The sequence below is a fragment of the Campylobacter sp. 2018MI13 genome (assembly GCF_018501135.1).
In the GTDB taxonomy this organism is placed as follows: Bacteria; Campylobacterota; Campylobacteria; order Campylobacterales; family Campylobacteraceae; genus Campylobacter_E.
In genome coordinates this window covers 1-17,684 of the sequence record NZ_JAHCZC010000035.1, presented here as the reverse complement: position 1 = coordinate 17,684, position 17,684 = coordinate 1, and the positions used below count along the sequence as shown (strand labels likewise).

The 17,684-nt window shown below is 27.0% G+C and carries 16 protein-coding genes and 4 tRNA genes; 11 read left to right on the top strand and 9 right to left on the bottom strand.

What is annotated here, in order from left to right:
* Positions 1-32: 32 nt before the first annotated feature.
* The 11 genes from dsbD (at position 33) to KJQ99_RS05010 (ending at position 5,892) form a co-directional block, all read left to right on the top strand.
* Positions 33-1,643, top strand: a complete 1,611-nt coding sequence (gene dsbD, locus KJQ99_RS05060; RefSeq protein WP_214150182.1) for a protein-disulfide reductase DsbD — start codon at positions 33-35, stop codon at positions 1,641-1,643.
* 54 nt (positions 1,644-1,697) lie between these two features.
* Complete coding sequence (ndk, locus tag KJQ99_RS05055; protein WP_214116937.1) at positions 1,698-2,111, top strand: nucleoside-diphosphate kinase; 414 nt, start codon at positions 1,698-1,700, stop codon at positions 2,109-2,111.
* A gap of 1 nt (position 2,112) precedes the next feature.
* On the top strand, positions 2,113-2,463 hold the full coding sequence (locus tag KJQ99_RS05050; protein ID WP_214116939.1) for a hypothetical protein: 351 nt from the start codon (positions 2,113-2,115) through the stop codon (positions 2,461-2,463).
* Positions 2,464-2,473: 10 nt separating this feature from the next.
* Positions 2,474-2,620, top strand: a complete 147-nt coding sequence (gene rpmF, locus KJQ99_RS05045; RefSeq protein WP_214116941.1) for a 50S ribosomal protein L32 — start codon at positions 2,474-2,476, stop codon at positions 2,618-2,620.
* A 5-nt stretch (positions 2,621-2,625) separates the two neighbouring features.
* On the top strand, positions 2,626-3,615 hold the full coding sequence (gene plsX / locus KJQ99_RS05040; RefSeq protein WP_214150181.1) for a phosphate acyltransferase PlsX: 990 nt from the start codon (positions 2,626-2,628) through the stop codon (positions 3,613-3,615).
* On the top strand, positions 3,593-4,579 hold the full coding sequence (locus KJQ99_RS05035; RefSeq protein WP_214150180.1) for a beta-ketoacyl-ACP synthase III: 987 nt from the start codon (positions 3,593-3,595) through the stop codon (positions 4,577-4,579). The genes plsX and KJQ99_RS05035 overlap by 23 nt, the downstream gene beginning before the upstream one ends.
* A gap of 234 nt (positions 4,580-4,813) precedes the next feature.
* Positions 4,814-4,889 (top strand) — tRNA-Lys (locus tag KJQ99_RS05030).
* Positions 4,890-4,909: 20 nt separating this feature from the next.
* Positions 4,910-4,985, top strand: a tRNA-Glu gene (locus tag KJQ99_RS05025).
* Position 4,986: 1 nt separating this feature from the next.
* Positions 4,987-5,062, top strand: a tRNA-Val gene (locus KJQ99_RS05020).
* Between the two features lie 16 nt (positions 5,063-5,078).
* A tRNA-Asp gene (locus tag KJQ99_RS05015) sits at positions 5,079-5,155 on the top strand.
* A gap of 299 nt (positions 5,156-5,454) precedes the next feature.
* Positions 5,455-5,892: a PH domain-containing protein gene (locus KJQ99_RS05010; RefSeq protein ID WP_214150179.1), complete on the top strand. Its 438-nt coding sequence runs from the start codon at positions 5,455-5,457 to the stop codon at positions 5,890-5,892.
* A gap of 22 nt (positions 5,893-5,914) precedes the next feature.
* Here KJQ99_RS05010 and KJQ99_RS05005 read toward each other — a convergent pair whose 3' ends face one another.
* The 9 genes from KJQ99_RS05005 to KJQ99_RS04965 all read right to left on the bottom strand — a co-directional run bounded on the left by KJQ99_RS05005 (position 5,915) and on the right by KJQ99_RS04965 (position 17,141).
* Positions 5,915-9,721 (bottom strand): autotransporter outer membrane beta-barrel domain-containing protein, encoded by a 3,807-nt coding sequence (locus KJQ99_RS05005; protein WP_214150178.1) that lies wholly within the window; start codon positions 9,719-9,721, stop codon positions 5,915-5,917.
* A 106-nt stretch (positions 9,722-9,827) separates the two neighbouring features.
* Positions 9,828-11,045, bottom strand: a complete 1,218-nt coding sequence (locus tag KJQ99_RS05000) for a flavodoxin family protein (RefSeq protein ID WP_214150177.1) — start codon at positions 11,043-11,045, stop codon at positions 9,828-9,830.
* On the bottom strand, positions 11,045-11,695 hold the full coding sequence (locus KJQ99_RS04995) for a hypothetical protein (RefSeq protein ID WP_214116959.1): 651 nt from the start codon (positions 11,693-11,695) through the stop codon (positions 11,045-11,047). The genes KJQ99_RS05000 and KJQ99_RS04995 overlap by 1 nt, the downstream gene beginning before the upstream one ends.
* Entirely contained in the window at positions 11,695-12,465 is a 771-nt protein-coding gene (locus tag KJQ99_RS04990; protein ID WP_214150176.1) for an ABC transporter substrate-binding protein, read from the bottom strand. The genes KJQ99_RS04995 and KJQ99_RS04990 overlap by 1 nt, the downstream gene beginning before the upstream one ends.
* An 8-nt stretch (positions 12,466-12,473) precedes the next feature.
* Entirely contained in the window at positions 12,474-13,220 is a 747-nt protein-coding gene (locus tag KJQ99_RS04985; RefSeq protein ID WP_214120259.1) for an ABC transporter ATP-binding protein, read from the bottom strand.
* Positions 13,213-14,193, bottom strand: coding sequence for a FecCD family ABC transporter permease (locus KJQ99_RS04980; protein WP_214150175.1), 981 nt, complete (start codon positions 14,191-14,193; stop codon positions 13,213-13,215). Before KJQ99_RS04980 ends, KJQ99_RS04985 begins: the two co-directional genes overlap by 8 nt.
* 3 nt (positions 14,194-14,196) lie before the next feature.
* Entirely contained in the window at positions 14,197-16,161 is a 1,965-nt protein-coding gene (locus KJQ99_RS04975; protein ID WP_214150174.1) for a TonB-dependent receptor, read from the bottom strand.
* 4 nt (positions 16,162-16,165) lie between these two features.
* Entirely contained in the window at positions 16,166-16,558 is a 393-nt protein-coding gene (locus tag KJQ99_RS04970) for an ExbD/TolR family protein (protein WP_214116976.1), read from the bottom strand.
* Positions 16,542-17,141, bottom strand: a complete 600-nt coding sequence (locus KJQ99_RS04965; protein WP_214116978.1) for a MotA/TolQ/ExbB proton channel family protein — start codon at positions 17,139-17,141, stop codon at positions 16,542-16,544. Before KJQ99_RS04965 ends, KJQ99_RS04970 begins: the two co-directional genes overlap by 17 nt.
* Between the last annotated feature and the right edge of the window lie 543 nt (positions 17,142-17,684).

Below are 17,684 nucleotides of genomic sequence, written 5' to 3'. Positions count from 1 at the left end.
CTTATACAATATAAAAAAACAAGGAAAAAACAATGAAATTTATTATAAATATTTTAATATTTTGCGTATTAGCAATTGCAAATCCACTACCACCAAATGAAGCATTTAAATTCCAACTTGAAAATAATTCTCAAGCAAATTTTATAAAACTTAATCTAAATCCTGATATTTATTTATATAAAAACGAAATAAAAGTCTTATTAAACAACGAAAATATCACAAATAAATTTGACTTAAGCAATGCGGTATTAAAGGATAATGTTGAAGTCTTTTACAATACTTTAGAATTTGATTTCCCAAATTTTACATTAAAAAATAATGACAATATTAAAATTTTTTATTTAGGTTGTTCTACTGAAGGATTATGTTATCAACCACTTGTAGCGTCTTTTAATTATCAAAATGATAAATTGGTTTTAGAATACGATAACAAAGAAGCTTTAAAACTAAAAAAAGAAAAACAATCTACACAAAACGAATATGAAAGCAAGCTTTTAAATTCTTCATTTTTAATAAATATTTTAACTTTTTTTGTATCAGGAATACTATTATCTTTAACACCTTGCACCCTACCAATGATACCTATAATATCTAGTATTTTGGCAAAAAGTAGTGGTAAAAATCCAATAATTTCAAGCATTATTTATGTATTAGGAATGGCTATTAGCTATACAATAGCAGGAATAATAGCAGCTTTAGTAGGAAGTGGAGTTCAAGTATTTTTTCAAAATCCAATTGTAATCATTCTATTTTCTTTAATTTTTGTAATTTTATCATTATCAATGTTTGGCTTATTTGAACTAAAAATGCCTAACTTTATTGTAAATAGCGTAAATAAAAAAAGCTCAAAATATAGTGGAATTATCGGAGTATTTTTAATGGGGGTCTTAAGTGCTTTAATAGTAGGACCTTGTGTAGCTGCACCACTTGCTGGAATTTTAATTTATGTAGCAAATAGCAATGATGTATTACTTGGAGCTTTTTCATTATTTTTTATGAGTATAGGTATGGGAATTCCACTAATAGCAATTGGTTTTGGTTTTAAATTTATAACTGGTTCTTGGATGCAATATGTTAATAAATTTTTTGGATTTATTTTATTAGGAATAGCAATATTTTTCTTAGAAAGAATAATAAATGAGAATATTACAAATATTTTATATGCCTTACTTGGTATTAGTTTTGTAGTATTTTTTGGCTTATTTGAAAATACTAAAAATAAATTCTTTTTATTTTTTAAAATTATTTTAGTTTTAATATTAGCTTATAGTTTTATATTATTAAACAAAACTTTTAATCCAAGTAATAATATTTCTCAACAGAATTTAGAATTCACACAAGCAAAAGAAAAATTAAATCTAAGTTCAAAAAATATTGTGTATTTTACAGCTAGCTGGTGTGAGAACTGCAAAGTTATGCAAAATACTACTTTTAAAGATAAAGAAGTTATAAATGAGTTGAAAAATTACAATTTAATCAAAATAGATTTAACTAACCCAAACCAATTTGAACAAGAAATGGCAGAGACTTATAAGGTTTTTGGACCACCAGTTTTACTTGTTTTAAACGATAAAGGCGAAGTGCTAAAACAAATAATAGGATTAGTTGATGCAAAAACTTTATTAAAAGAACTTAATTTTTAAAGCTTAAATTAATTTATTTTTGTATAATATGAGCTTTTATTTTAAGGAGATTTAATGCAAAGAACTTTATCAATCATTAAACCTGACGCTGTTAAGAAAGGTGTTATAGGTCAAATTTTAAGTCGTTTTGAAGCAAATGGCTTAAGAATTGCAGCTATTAAAAAGCTTTATTTAACAAAAGAACAAGCAGGAGAATTTTACGCAGTTCATAAAGAAAGACCATTTTATAAAGATTTAGTTGAATTTATGACTAGTGGTCCTGTTGTAGTATCTGTTTTAGAAGGCGAAAATGCAGTTGCTAAAAATCGTGAATTAATGGGAGCAACTAATCCAAAAGAGGCAGCTAAGGGAACAATAAGAGCTGATTTTGCTGAAAGTATTGACGCAAACGCAGTGCATGGTAGTGATAGTTTAGAAAATGCTAAAATAGAAATAGAGTTTTTCTTTAATAAACTTGAAATAAATTAAAATGAAAATTGCTTTTAGTAAAATTAATTCGGTAAAATACCCTTTTAAGTTAGATTTTGATAATTTAATATTAGAAGGCTTTTTAAAGAGAAAAGATAATAAAATAGTTACACTAGACGCAATTTTAGTAGGCAATGTAATTCATTATTGTGATAGTTGTGCTGCTGAAATTGAGATTGAAATTAATGAAAAAATTAATTTAGATTTGAGCGATGGTGTATTTAAAGATGAAGAAAACGAATTAAGCGACACTATGGAATTTTATGATGGTGAAATAGACTTAATTGAAGTATTAAAAAGCGAATTAGCTTTATATTTAAGCGATTATTTTTATTGTCAAAAATGTAAATAAGGAGAATAACATGGCAGTTCCAAAGAGAAGAGTTAGTAAAACAAGAGCAGCAAAAAGACGCACTCATTACAAAATTGAGCTAGTAAGACCAATTAAAGATAAAGATGGTAGTTGGAAATTACCTCATAGAATTAATCCAACAACTGGCGAATATTAATACCTATGATAAAAGTTGCTGTTGATGCTATGGGTGGAGATTTTTCTTTCCCCCCAATAATTAGTGGAGTTATAAAAGCGTTAAAAGAAAAAGATAATTTTAGCGTTATTCTAGTTGGGGATGAAGAAAAAATAAAAAGTCAAATTCCATCAGAATTATCAAATAGAGTTGAATTTGTTCATACCACCGATGTTTTTGATATGGATGAAAATTCTACAGATGTTTTAAAACGCAAAGACAGCAGTATTTATAAAGCAGTTGAATTAGTAAGAAACCACGAAGCAAATGCAGTTGTTTCGGCTGGGCATAGTGGTGCTACAATGAGCCTTGCAACCCTTAGAATAGGTAGAGTGAAAGGTGTTTTAAGACCTGCTATCGCAACTTTAATGCCTACTTTTAACGGCAGGGTTTTGGTATTAGATGTAGGTGCTAATGTTGATTGCGAAGAAGAAAATTTATTACAATTTGCAATAATGGGCGAAGCTTATGCAAAAGAAGTAATGAATATAAAAAATCCTAAAATTGCACTACTTTCAAACGGAGAAGAAGATTGCAAAGGAAACAAACTTACAAAAGACACACATAAATTATTAAGAGAACATTTAAGCAATTTTATGGGCAATGTTGAAGGCGGACATATATTTGCTGGAGAATGTGATGTGGTAGTTTGCGATGGATTTACTGGAAATATATTATTAAAAACTGCAGAAGGTGCTGTAGGCATTTTTGCTAAGTTGTTAAAAAATGAGATTAAAAAATCATCATTGTCAAAACTTGGTTATATGCTTAGCAAAGGTGCATTTAATGCTTTAAAACAGCATTTAGACTACGACCAATATGGTGGAGCTCCATTATTAGGAATTGATGGATGTGCTATCATTAGCCACGGAAAAAGCAATGAAGAAGCTATAAAAAATGCAATTTTTCAAGCTTTAAAATTTGCTAATTCAAATGTAAATAAAGTGATTGAAGATGAAATTAAAAGCTTGCATTAAAAGTATTGCTTCGTATTTACCAGAAAAAACACTAACAAATAAAGATTTTGAAAGTTTTTTAGATACAAGTGATGAATGGATATTAAAAAGAACAGGAATTAAGCAAAGATATATTGCTAGTGAAACTGAAAATACTAGCGATTTAGCATATAAAGCAGCTATAAAAGCTATACAAAGAGCTAAAATTCAAACTAATGATATAGATTTAATAATAGTAGCTACATTAAGTCCTGATTATTTTACTATGCCATCAACTGCAGTAGTTGTAGCAAATAAACTTGGATTAAAAGGTGTAAGTGCATTTGATATAAGTGCTGCTTGTTCGGGATTTATTTATATGCTTGAGCTTGCTCGTTCTATGGTTGAAAGTGGTGCTAAAAAAAATGTATTAATAATAGGAGCTGAAAAAATATCTTCTGTTCTTGATTATACAGATAGAACTACTTGTGTTTTATTTGGAGATGGCGCTGGAGCTTGCGTTGTAAGTGCAAGTGAAGGTAAAGGAATTATAGATATTCATACAGGAAGCGATGGAGAATTTAAAGATTTATTATGCACTAAGCGTTCAAATCAAACAAAACAATTAGAGCCTATTAAACTTGAAATGAAAGGCAATGAAGTATTTAAGGTAGCTGTTAAAACATTATCAGATGATGTGTCGTATTTATTAGATAAAAACAAACTTAAAACAAGTGATATAGATTTATTTATACCGCATCAAGCAAATCTTAGAATTATCTCTTATGTTCAAGAAAAACTTGGCTTAAGCGATGAGCAATGTGTTGTATGTGTTGATAAATTTGGTAATACTTCAGCTGCGTCAATTCCAATAGCTATCAATGAAGCTTACGAACAAGGTCGTTTAACAAATGGCAAATTAATGCTTTTAGACGCATTTGGCGGCGGATTTACTTGGGGTAGTGCTTTAACTTATTTTGATGGAATTGATTATAAGAATTTATAAAATTCAAATCATATTACTATTTATAAAAGAATTTAATTAAGTATATTTTTGTTATAAAATCTTGCAAGTATATTTATTTAACTTATTAATTAAAATTTTTACAATATTTTTATAAACTTGATTATTCAAATCTTCTTTATTTTCAAGAGATTTAGTATAAATATTATAAATTATTTTAATATTAATTTTAATTTAAGTTTTAAAATGTATAATCCAAACTTATTTTTATTTTAAGTCTTGTTAGCTCAGCAGGTAGAGCATCTCACTTTTAATGAGGGGGCCGCTGGTTCGAATCCAGCACAGGACACCATTTTTTTGATCCAGGTTTGAGACCCTTTCGTCTAGTGGCTCAGGACGCCATTCTCTCCGTTTGGAAACGAGAGTTCAAATCTTTCAAGGGTCGCCATGGTCGCTTAGCTCAGTTGGTAGAGCGCCACCCTTACAAGGTGGATGTCATAAGTTCGAGTCTTATAGCGACCACCATTCATTAAATTCGGTTGCGGCGGTAGTTCAGCTGGTTAGAATATCGGCCTGTCACGCCGGAGGTCGCGGGTTCGAGCCCCGTCCGCCGCGCCATTTAATTTCGCTTAAGATAAATCAATTTTCCCAAGTTTTTTAATAGGTCAAATTAATTTTTGTATGAATATTTTCTAACTCAATAATAACTACAAATATTTTAAAAACACATTACTAAAAGCAACAATAAAATATACTTATAAAAACCTAAATTCAAGTTATTATAAAACTTTTAAAAATATTAAAATTATTAATTCAAATTCTTTATAAATTTAAACGCAAAATATATTTATCATTTAAGCTAGAATTAAAAATGGGGGGGGGTATAATACTTTTTTTAATTTTTAAAAGGAGTTTTTATGTCTTATGTAGAACAAGTTTTAGGCACAGATGAAAGCGTTGTTTTAAAAGCCAAAGTTAGTGTTTTTGCTTTTATAGGTGATTTTTTTGCTATTTTAATTTTAGCAATTTTAAGTATTGCTATTCATCCTTTTATTGCTATATTTATCATCTTTCTTTTACTTCGTATGTTCATTATCATTACAACAACAGAACTTGCTTTAACAAATAGAAAAGTTATAGCTAAATTTGGCTTTATTAGAAGAGATACAATAGAGCTAAGATTAGAAAAAATAGAAAGTATCAGAGTTGGTCAAGGAATTCTTGGTAGGATTTTTAATTTTGGCACAATATTTATAAATGGTGCTGGTTCTTCTGCACCTGTTCCTTTTATTGGTGAACCAATAAAATTCAAAAAAAGTGTAGATGAATATATAGAAAATAAATTATCAAAATAAGCCCTATTTCTAGGGCTATTTTTTAAAACGAATATCTTAAAGTTCCGTTTATATTGTAGTTTGTATTATATTTTCCACTAAATGATTTTTCAGCATCTAAGCTAAACTTAGTATTTTTACCTAAGTTAAAATTAGCTCCCACACTTGCAAATCCACGACTATCTTTAAAGCCTTTTTCAACTCTTGTAGTTGTGCCATCGCTTAGAGTTATAGTAGGAGTATTATTTAAATCAAATGCCCCGCCAACACTAGCTCTTAAACCAAAAGTATCATTAATATTCGCACCAGCACTTAAAGCAACTTTTGCTGCTCCCATAAATTTACCTTCACTTTTTAAAGTAACTTTATCATTACCCTTTAAATTAGCCATAGGAACATAGCCAAGTATTAATTCAGCACTAGGCTCAAGATAAAAATCACTTCCCATTCTATATCCAGCCTCAACGCTACCTAAAAATCCACTTCCGCTATCTTTTAAATCGCCTAACCAAACATTATCTTTAAATGTTGATTTATGATTGGTGTATCTAGCTGTAGCGTCAATAAATAAGCCATCATTACCAACTAAGCTAACATAAGCACCAATGCCGTGATTTTTCACCTTAGAATTACTTGAATTACTTGTGCTTTGACCTATATTTGCCATTACACCTGAATATAATTCTCCATAATTTGTGCTAGTTTGCTTATCTGCACCAAATTGCACTTCATAGTATTTTATTTTAGCACTATCAATCTTGCCTTCGCCACCAAAACTTCTAATCCAAATTCCAGCATTTTTGCCATCATTATTTCTTAGTTCGCCCATTCTTTTGTTTAGATTGTTCCATTCACTAACATAAGAATAATAAGTCTGATTTAGCATATTTTTTGCATCTGTTAAAGCCTTAGTATTAGCACCTTTTAAAGTAAGTTCAATCTCATTACCATTAATGTTAGACCCTACTTTAATAGCTTCTTCAATTGCAGCGTTTTTAATATCTGTTTGCGCTTCTTCAATTGCTTTATCAAGGCTAGTTTCACTTGCTACAATCTTGCTTGTATCATTTGCAACTTTATTAGCATTTGCCATTACCTCATCACTTGCAGTTCCTTTTGCAACTTCATTTGCTTTTTGAGCAATTGCACCTACGCTTGAGCTTGCATTATCTAAGATACTCTTATCAGCACCACTTTTGCTATCAGCACTAAAATTATCACTTGTCTTACTAGCATCAGCCCTACTTGCAGCCGCATTAACAGGATTTGCTACAACTGAATAATAAATATAATCCTCATCTCCTTGCTTTAATGTCCCGCTTAAGATATTTTTCTTATCTAATGAATATACACTTAGACCATCATAAACTCCGATTTTTGTAACGAAGTCTTCTGCTGTTGCATTTCCATTTCCAATCTTTAATAAAGCTAGTGGAAGATTTGCTAAATTAGTTGCATCAGCTTTGCCATCATTTACACTTAAACCAAGTAATCCTATTTCATTTGCCTTACCACTTGTGCTATTTCTTGCAATCATTGTGCCTAAGAATGTATTGTTTGTGCCACCCATAATAAATGTATTATTACTTGCATTTAAATCATTTGCTAAAATTCTACCTGTAATCTTAGAATTATTCACATTTAATTTATCAGCTTTCATATCGCCAAATACAATAGCCTTATTTAAATTAATGCTTGAACCTTTTGAGATAGGGTCTTTATAAAAATTCGCAGCACTAACTTGATTTGCCAATACACCAGTAGTTAAATCATCACTAATATCAGCATTACCTATAACTTGAGCTTTGATAGCTGAACTATTGATATTTATATCTTTTGCTTGTAAAAGAGTTGTATTAGCACTCTTATCTAATTTATAAGCACTCTCTATACCTGTTAAGCTTAGATTATTTGAAGCTACGATATTAGCGTCATAGCTAATCTCTCCGTGATACACTCTAGCTTCTTTATCTAGCCTTTCTACATCTTCAACGATACCACTTAAGCTTAGATTTCTAGCCTTAACATCTTTATCAAATGATGAACTAACAGCATTGATTGAGCCGTAGTTTGTAACGCTTTCTCTAAATAAAGCTTTATTAGCATTTACATTAAACTCTGCGTCTTTTAGATTTTCTCCGTGTGTAAGCTTATTTATAACTGCATTTTTAAGAGTAATTGTTTTAGAACTTGTAGCTTTATCGTTTGCTATGATATTTTCTGCATAAGTATTTGTTAGGCTTATATTTCCATCATTTACATTGATATTTGCAAATCTTGACATTGTGTTTTTAGCTTCATCATTGTCAATATAAGAAAATGCAGGATTATACTCTTGATTGCCGTTTTTATCTTTTACTCTTTCGCCACTTTCATCTCTTTTTTCTTCTAACAAATTCCCTAAAGCTTTTAAATCGCCCTTAGCAATATTTACATCACTTGTAAAACTTGAGTTATTAGCATTTAAATTACCTTCTGTAATATAAACACCGCCTGTATTTTCAAAACTACTAACAATAGTATTTATATCGCCTTTAGTAACTTTTACAACCCCATCTCCACTCATTTCAAAACCAGTTGCATCAATACCACCATTAGCTATCAAATCGCCAGTTTCCATCTCTTCACTATCTACATATTTTAAAGCGTCTTTATAAAATGTAGTGCTATCTATTTCTGTATGATTGTTTGAAGTCGCTGCTTTAATCAGTGGTAAGAAATTTTCTTCATTATTCATTATCTCATCGATTTTCTTCATCTCATCAACGCTTACTATTCTCTCACCATTCAAAAGACTTGCGAAATGCTTATTTAATAATTCTTTTTGATGAGCTCCACTTATGAATTTTCCATCAGTTTCTACATTACCATTTATTTTTGTTCCATAAATTTCTATATCGCCTTTACTCTTAACTCCCTTTTTAATGTCCGAAAGGATAAATCTAGCTTTGCCGTTTTGATTATCAATAGCACCTTGAAAAGTTGTGTTAAAGCCATAGAATGAATTATTTGCACTTGCTTTAGTATTTGCTGTAACTTTACCACCGATTACTGCTGTTTCAAATTTAGCTAAATTAGAGCTTGTTATATCTCCACCATATAAATCACTTGTTTGTTCTCCATGTTGGATACTAGGCTCTCTTGCTATGTATGGTTTATCATTTCCAACTGGTGTTCCCATTACATATAAATCTTTAGCACTTACGCTACCATTTACATCAGCTTCAAGTAAAATTACATCTCCATTGCCACTAATAGCTACACCACTGCTACTTTCAATAGCACCTTCATCTAAAATAAATAAATCATTATTCTCAATTGTAGTTCCTATAGATTTAATTTCTATATTTGATACATGCAAACCACTATTGTTTGTAATTTTTTTACCTTCTGCAAGATCTATTTGAATTCCATCAATCAAACCATTGATTTTGTAGTTTTTATTGGTATTTAAAAGTTTTTTAAAAAAACCTACTTTCTCTTCTGTAAATTCTGGGTCAATTAAAGCACGATTAAAATCAACTAGGCTTTTATTATTTGTAAAACCACCTTTTAAAATGTGTTCTTTATGAACGCCACCACCTTCATGGTCTAATAAAAACGCTCCATTATTTACAATATCACCTGTAATTGTTTTAAGACCTATATCTTCTTGAAAAGTTGCTTTTCCGTAGTTTTTAATAGTAATATTTTCAGCAATATCACTTGTAATTTTGTAGTAGTCTTTCTCAGCTTCTGCGTGAGTAGCTTTGTTTAACTCTAAAGCGTTTAAGCTAGTGCTAAGAATTAATGCACTCGCAACTAATGAGAGCTTAAATACCCCCCCCCGTAATGTGTCTAGCCATGACATCTCCTTAAAAAAATAATTTTGCCTAAGCAAGTCGTGATGATAATTTATATAAATTAAATATAACTTAAATTATGTTTGATTATAAAAAATAATCAAACATAGAATTTCAATTTGCATTATTATGTAATTTATGCGGCATATTTAATCTAACTTCAGCAGCTTTATTATTAGAATCTATATCAAAAGCAGCACCAAAGCCTTTTACAAATCTACCTGATTTTATACTTAATTGTATAAAATGAAAATCTAGCATTTTGCTAAAAATATTTACCTCATTTCCATATTTTTCTTTTAAAACTTCAAATAATTCTTCTCTTCTATCATCAACTATTTTTGCATTTACTTGATATTTGAGCCTTTTTCTTGCAAATATTGTTTTAGCTTTACTCTCATCTTCTAAAAACATTATTTCTATATTGTTAGAGTTGTTTTTAATACTTGAAAAATGTTCAGCAACTTCGCTTATGAAAATAAACATTTCATCATTTTTAAAAATTATTGGAGCATAAGAGCAAATAACTTGATTATCTTTGCTAACACTAGCAATATTTACACTTTTAAAAGAATGTTTAAAATTTTTTATTTCTTCATCTAAATTATTAGAATTTATTTTTGTTTCGCTAACTAGTTCTATTACACTATAATGAAGTGTATCTTCACTAGCCTTAGTTTTATAATCTAAATGTAAAATTTCTCCATCATACAAAATATCCATTCCGCTATAAGTTATATCTATTAACTCCACATTTTGAGCATCTTTATTTGTATGATGCTTTACTAGTCTAAATAAAGAATCTTTATGGTCTTTATTCATATGTTCTTTTGCTTGTTGTAATTTCATGATTTTTTCCTTAATATAAATTGTAAAGTTTTTTGTTATTTTTAAATCGTTTTCATCGGGATGTTTTTTGCTATTTTTCCATAATTTCTCCTTTTCTTTTGTAATAATATAATTAGGGTTTTCTTTAGCTAATTTTTTTGCATTATTTATATATTCATCACTAATAGCTCCATTTACTGCTTGTATGCCTAGCACTTGATTATTTTTATTAAAAATATTAAAAAACATTTCTTTTTTATTTTTTATATATTCGCTATTTTTATCTGCTCCACAAGTAAAAATTATGCCTAAAATCTTATTTTGTATTTTTGGCATATTGCTTGTGATACTGCCTTTTTCTAACCAAAATACTAAGAAAATATACCTATGCTTATCAATGTCTTTATAATGCTCTAAATTAAAGCAATCAATATTTAAAAGTTTAGCGATTTCTAAGGCTATTTTTTTACTGCTATTATTTTTGCTAAGATATAAAACAACCATTAATTCATCCTATATTCTATATTTTTTAAAAATACACAACCTAAAGCTTGCTTATCTAGTATTTTGTATTTCATATCTAAAATTAGTTTTTTTGTATGATTTGCAAAGAAGTCATTTCCAGTAATGCTTAAAATATTTATTCCGCTGTTTGAAATGCTAAATCTAACGCTAACTTTACTTATCCTTTCAAGTTTTAACATTTTTGCTTTTTTAGGATAAGAATTATCAAGTTCATTAAAAATTATATTGCTTTTGCAAAATTGTGAATTTATATTTTTAGGATATTCTTTAACCATATTAATCTGATTGTTAGTAATAAGATTTTCTTTAGTTTCTTCTTTGTTTTCATTTGCTGTATTGCTTGTGCTTTTAGTATCTTGTTTTGCTTCTTTTTTAATTTTTACTTTTTTATTTGCTTTTAAATTTGTATTTTTTATATTTATTTCTTTTTGTATAACTTGCTCTGATAAATTATTTTGTTGGTTGAAAATCTCTTCTTGAAGGATTTTTTGATTATTTACAAAATCTTCTTTTTTTGTTTCAATTATTTCAATATTAATTTTTTTATTATCAATTATAATTTCTTCAGTGCTAAGTGGTATCGTTAGTGCGACAATGTTTATTATCAAAGAAATTATAAAAAATCTCATTATAATTCCTTTGACAATTCTTTCATATTTATAATAATTCTCGGACTTGCCCTAAGTATTGATGAAGAATTTGTTTTTATTAGATTATTGTTTTTGAATGCTTTAGTATGTTTTAAAAAATTGCTTATAATTTTTAAATCTCCGTCATTAAAATAAAAAATATAATCAGGATTTTTACTTATTATATATTCTTTATTTACTATTGGCGTTTGTTCTTTTAAATCACATATATTTTTCATACCAAAAGCTTTAATAACATCATTTGCTAAATTGTTATCACAAAATAACATTATAGGGTTTGATGAGAAAATAAACATAGCTGTTTTATCTTTTGCAAGATTGTGAAATTCTTTAATTCCTAATTCAAATTCTTTGATGATTTCTTGTGCTTTATCTTTTTTGTTTGTAATTTCTCCTAATTTAGCAATATTGTTTTTTAGCTCTTCGAAAGAATTAGCTTTAAAATCTAAAATTTTTATATTAAATTCTTTTAATTTTTCTAATCCTAATGAATGTTGACTTGTTATTACAATATCAGGTTTTAATTCTATTATTTTTTCAATGTTTGGTCTTGTGTATGTTCCTACGCTTGGTAATTGTTTTGTTTTATCTTCTGGATAAATGGTAGAAGTGGTGGTGTTAGCTATAGCTAAAATATTATTAAAACTATCTAGCTCATATAATATTTCTACAGCACTAGGTTCTAAGACAACTAATTTATTTGCATTTAAATTAACTAAAATTAATAAACTTAATAAAATTTTTTTCATTTTTTCTCCTAAAATATAACATTTAAATTATTTTTATTTTCATAAATATCACAATCAAATTCAAAAATATTTTTAATGTTTTCTTTATTAAAAACTATTCTTGTTTTGTCGTAAAATAAAATATTTTTATCTTTAACAAAAGCTATCTCATCACAAAATCTAATACTTGTGAATAAATCATGTATTACCATTAATATAAGCAAACCATCCTTTGCTAAGTCTTTTAATAATTGCATTAAAAATATAGAGTAATTAATATCAAGTGGAGCACAAATTTCATCTAATAATAAAATTTTTGGTTTTTTTATTAAAGCTCTTGCTAACATTACTTTTGCAAATTCTCCACCACTTAAATTATTAGTAAGATTATTTTTATAGTTTTGTATATTTAAAAATTCCATTATTTCATCAAGTTTTTTGTAATCATTTTGTATATAAAATGAATTGTTTTTACTAAATAAGCCCATCATTATAAAATCACTCACACTAATAGGCATAAATTGATTTGACTTTTGTGGAACATAAGAGATTAAATTACTTAAATCTTTATGATTTAATAGTTTTAGATTTTTATTTTTAAAACTAATTTCGCCTTTATACGAAAGCAAATTAATTATACATTTAATTAAAGTGCTTTTACCACAACCATTTTTACCCATTAAACCTATAAAATTTGATGAATTGAAATTTATATTTAAATTACTAAAAATTATTTTGTCTTGATATGAGAATGAAAAATTTTTAATTTCAAGCATAGTTTTTCCTTAAAGCTAAATATATAAATAAAGGAACTCCAAAAAATGAAGTAATAATGCCTACAGGAATTTCTATGGGATATAATATATTAAATGCTAAGTTATCACAAAATAATAAAAAAATTCCCCCTATAAATATTGAATATGGAATTATTATTTTATTAGATGAAGTTTTAAAATACATTCTTAATGTGTGAGGGATAATTAAACCAATAAATGCTATAAGCCCACAAAAAGCTACAGAAAAAGCAACTGCAATACATGAAATTATTAAAAATAGTTTTTTGCTTTTACTTGCATTAAGCCCTAAAGAATTAGCTTCTTCATCTCCACATAATAACAAATCAAGTTCATATCTTTTAATATAAAAATACAAAATACATATTATGCTTGCAATATATACAATTATTACTATATTCCAATTTGCATTACCTAAGTATCCCATTAGCCAAGCACTTATTTTAAAACTATCTTCTCCTATTAAATATATAAAAAAAGATGTTATAGATGCTAATAGTGTTGAAGTGGCTATTCCTAAAATTAATAAAGTTGCCATATTTTGATTTTTTTTATAAATAGAAAATATAAAAAATGTAAAAAGTATGCAAGATAAAAATGCAAAAAGTCCAAAATAAATCTCACTTAAATTAAACATAAATGCAATTAAACTACCAAATGTAGCAGCCGATGCTATTCCTATTATATAAGGATCAGCAAGTGGATTTAAAAAACATCCTTGAATAACTGCTCCACTACTAGATAATAAAGCACCAACTATAAATGCTAATAATATTCTAGGTGCTTTTAATTCTATAAATATTTGATACAAAATATCTAAATCATTTAAATCATTATTTAAGCTTATTAGTCTATATAATGCTTGAAAGCCGAAATTAGATTGAGGTGAACTAATTCCAAGCGATAATAACATACATACAATACTAATTAAAGCTAGAAATAATGATTTTTTCATTGTTTAAAATCTCGCTTTTACTTGCATATAATAAGTGCTTGTAGGTGCAACTTGGCAAGTTTGGCCACTGCAGTTTAGATTGTATTTTGTATTAAAGATATTTTTTGCTTCTAAACTTAAACTTATATTTTTGGTAAAGTCATAATTTAATCCAACATCAACTAAAGAATAAGCTTTCTTTTCTAATTGTGTATTATTGTTTAAATAATCCCAATTTGTTTTAGAATAAAACCTATAATCAGCATTTACGCTTAACTTGTCAGTTATTTTATAATTTGCTCCTAGACTGATTTTGTAAGGTGATACATTTGGTATTTTTTGTCCTTCTTTGTATTTGTTTAAATTGTCTTTAACTACTTTAGCATCAATATATGAAAAGGTTTCAAACAAGTTTAATCTATCATCAAGTAAGCTTTGATTTAAGCTTATTTCAACTCCATATCTTTTTGTTTTAGCAATATTTTCATAAGTCCATTTAACAACAGGATAATGGCTCATATTTACATTTATTTCATTGTTTGTTAGGGTATAAAATAAACTTATACTTGCATATTGGTCAAATACTAAACCTTTTAATCCTAATTCATAATTTAAATAATCTTCTGATTTTAAATTATTAATAGAATAGTTTTTTCCATCAGCTTTATCGGTTAATTCATAAGGAGATGGAGAATTAAACCCGCGTTCAAATTTAAAATACACACTATTTGTATCCATAAATTTATGAGATAAAACAATATTTGCACCATAGTTGTTTGTGTTTTTTGAATCGTTTATTGTAGCTATTCCATCACTTCTATTTATATTGTATTTAGAATTTTCAAGTCTTGCACCAATATCAATTCCAAACGGATTAAAATCTAATTGTTCTATTGCATAAATAGAATGAGTATCTTTTTTAACTATATTTGTTGTTGTAGAAGCTCTTTTGCCTTTTGCATATAAATATTCATATCCTAATATTGTATTTGAAAAATCATAGTTTAGTTTTGCTTTAGCATTAGCCCCTATTTTTCTATCAAAAAATTGTTTATCTTCATAGTTATTATCTTGCAAATAAGCCATAAATTCTGTTAAAATATTTTCATTAATTTCATTGCTATATTTTAGATTATAGTTCTTTCTACTGCTAGTTTTAGTTGAATCTTGACTTGCTAGAATTTGATTTTTGCAAATAAAGCCAAATCTTGAAATTTCATATTGAGTACAAATTATTCCTTCATATCTTCTATCTTGTTCAATTTCTTGCTCGGTTAAAGCTTGACTATTTCTATATTCATTATGCATATAATTTGCATTGATATCTAAATTTTGATAGTCTGTTAGTTGAAATTTAAACCCAATATCAGTATTTAAAAGTTTATTTAAATCTGCTCTTTGATATCCTTTTTCATCTACATAATTAATTCCAAAATGAGAATATATTTTATCATTTATATTTGCACCAGCACTTGCTCCTATACTTTTATGAGAAAAAGAACCAAACCCAAGAGTAAGATTTGCATAATCTTTTTTTAAGCTTGATTTTGTAATTACATTGACAACACCACCACTAGTGCCATTTCCATAAACTACACTTCCTCCTCCAGAAATAACTTCAATTTGTTCAATATCATTTACGCTTATTGTATTAAAAGGAATTCCAAGATGTGATGTATCTAATGCGTTTTGACTAACTCCATCAAACAAGATTTTTACCCTTGCATTAGCTCTACTTCCTTGACCTCTAATATCAATTGCACTGCCTATACCTACAGGATTTAAAGAAACACTAGGAAGATAAGATAAAATTTCTCCTAAATCGTGATAATTCTTTTTATTTAACTCTTCTTTATTTATGACAAATAAATTTGAGCTAACATAAGCTAAGCTATCGCTAAATCCACTATCGCTAATTACTTGAGTATCAAGCAAAGTATCAGCATATAATGCACCAATTAATGAAAATGCTAAAATAGTTTTTTTCATTTTTTTACCTTTCTATATTTAATTTGATTTTATTAATGTTTGAATTTTTAATAATAGATATTGTTTTAATTAAGTTGTCGTAGCTTATTTCTTTATCAGCACTTAATAAGACAATATCTGAAGATTTTATATATTTGTTTATATCATCTATAAAAATTAAATCTTTATTGTTTTTTATGTATAAGTTTAAATCTTTATTTAAGATCACTTCTTTTATATTATTTTCTTTAGTTGTGTTTTCGCTATTATTTGTTTTTGGTAGACTTATTTCATAATGCCAGTATTTAGAAAATGTAGTGCTTAGCATAAAAAATATAAGTAATATAAAAATAACATCTATCAAATTCAACATAGAAATTTCTATAAATTCAGGTTTTTTTCTATTTATTCTTCTCATTAAAAGCCTTATTAAAATAATTTAAATTAAGGTAGATTTCGTTATTTAAATAATCAATTCTTTTATTGAAAATGATATGAAATACAAGAGCAAAAATAGCTACAATTAGTCCGAATGCAGTTGTATATAAAGCTTCACTAATTCCAGCCGCTACTAATTCTTCATTTGCTTCTTTACTAAGAGCTGCAAATGAAGAAATCATACCAGTAACGGTTCCTAAAAGACCAAGTTGAGGACATATACTTATGCTTATACCTAAGATAAAACCATTCTTCTCAAGTTTTTTTATTTCATTAAAGTGAATATTTTCTAATTCAAATTCATTTAAATTATTTTTTTCGTATATATTTATAGCTTTTTGTATGCTATTTGATATAGAATTTTTATTTGAACATATATTTTTTAATTCAATTAAATTTTTATCATATATTGCTTTTTTTATTTTGATTTTAAAATTATTATTAAAAGAAAATTGACATAAATATATATTTGTTATTTTTTCTAATATCACAGCAAAACTAAGCACTAAAAGAACAAAAATAGGCCACATAAATAAACCACCAATTTGCATTAAGTTTAACATTAAATACCTTTTTTAATTTATAATGAAAAGAATTTTCATAATCATTATATAAAATTATTTCTTAATTTTTTTTTAAATTGAAACTAATTTGTTAATTAGCAATTGTGATTTTTAAATTAGCTATTACTTTAATTAATATGTTTAATACTTTTAATTTAGGGTTTTTATTGGTTAAAAATTAAATAAAATTTAAAGAATTTAAAATATGAATCAGTACTAAAAAAGGGGCTAAAGTTTAAATAAACATATTACTTAGATTTATATTTGTATTTTTAGTTAAAACACGCTTTCTATATACATTAAAATTCGCTCTCATCTCCAACTAAAAGTGTATTTATAATACATACAACAACATACTTTGTACATTTACCCATTTCACCTTTAATTCCAAATGCTCTATCTCTTGGAAGATAATTTGTATAAATTAAACATAACTTAAATTATGTTTGATTATAAAAAATAATCAAACATAGAATTTCAATTTGCATTATTATGTAATTTATGTAGCATTTATGGTTTAAGTTATGTAATATTATTGCTGTC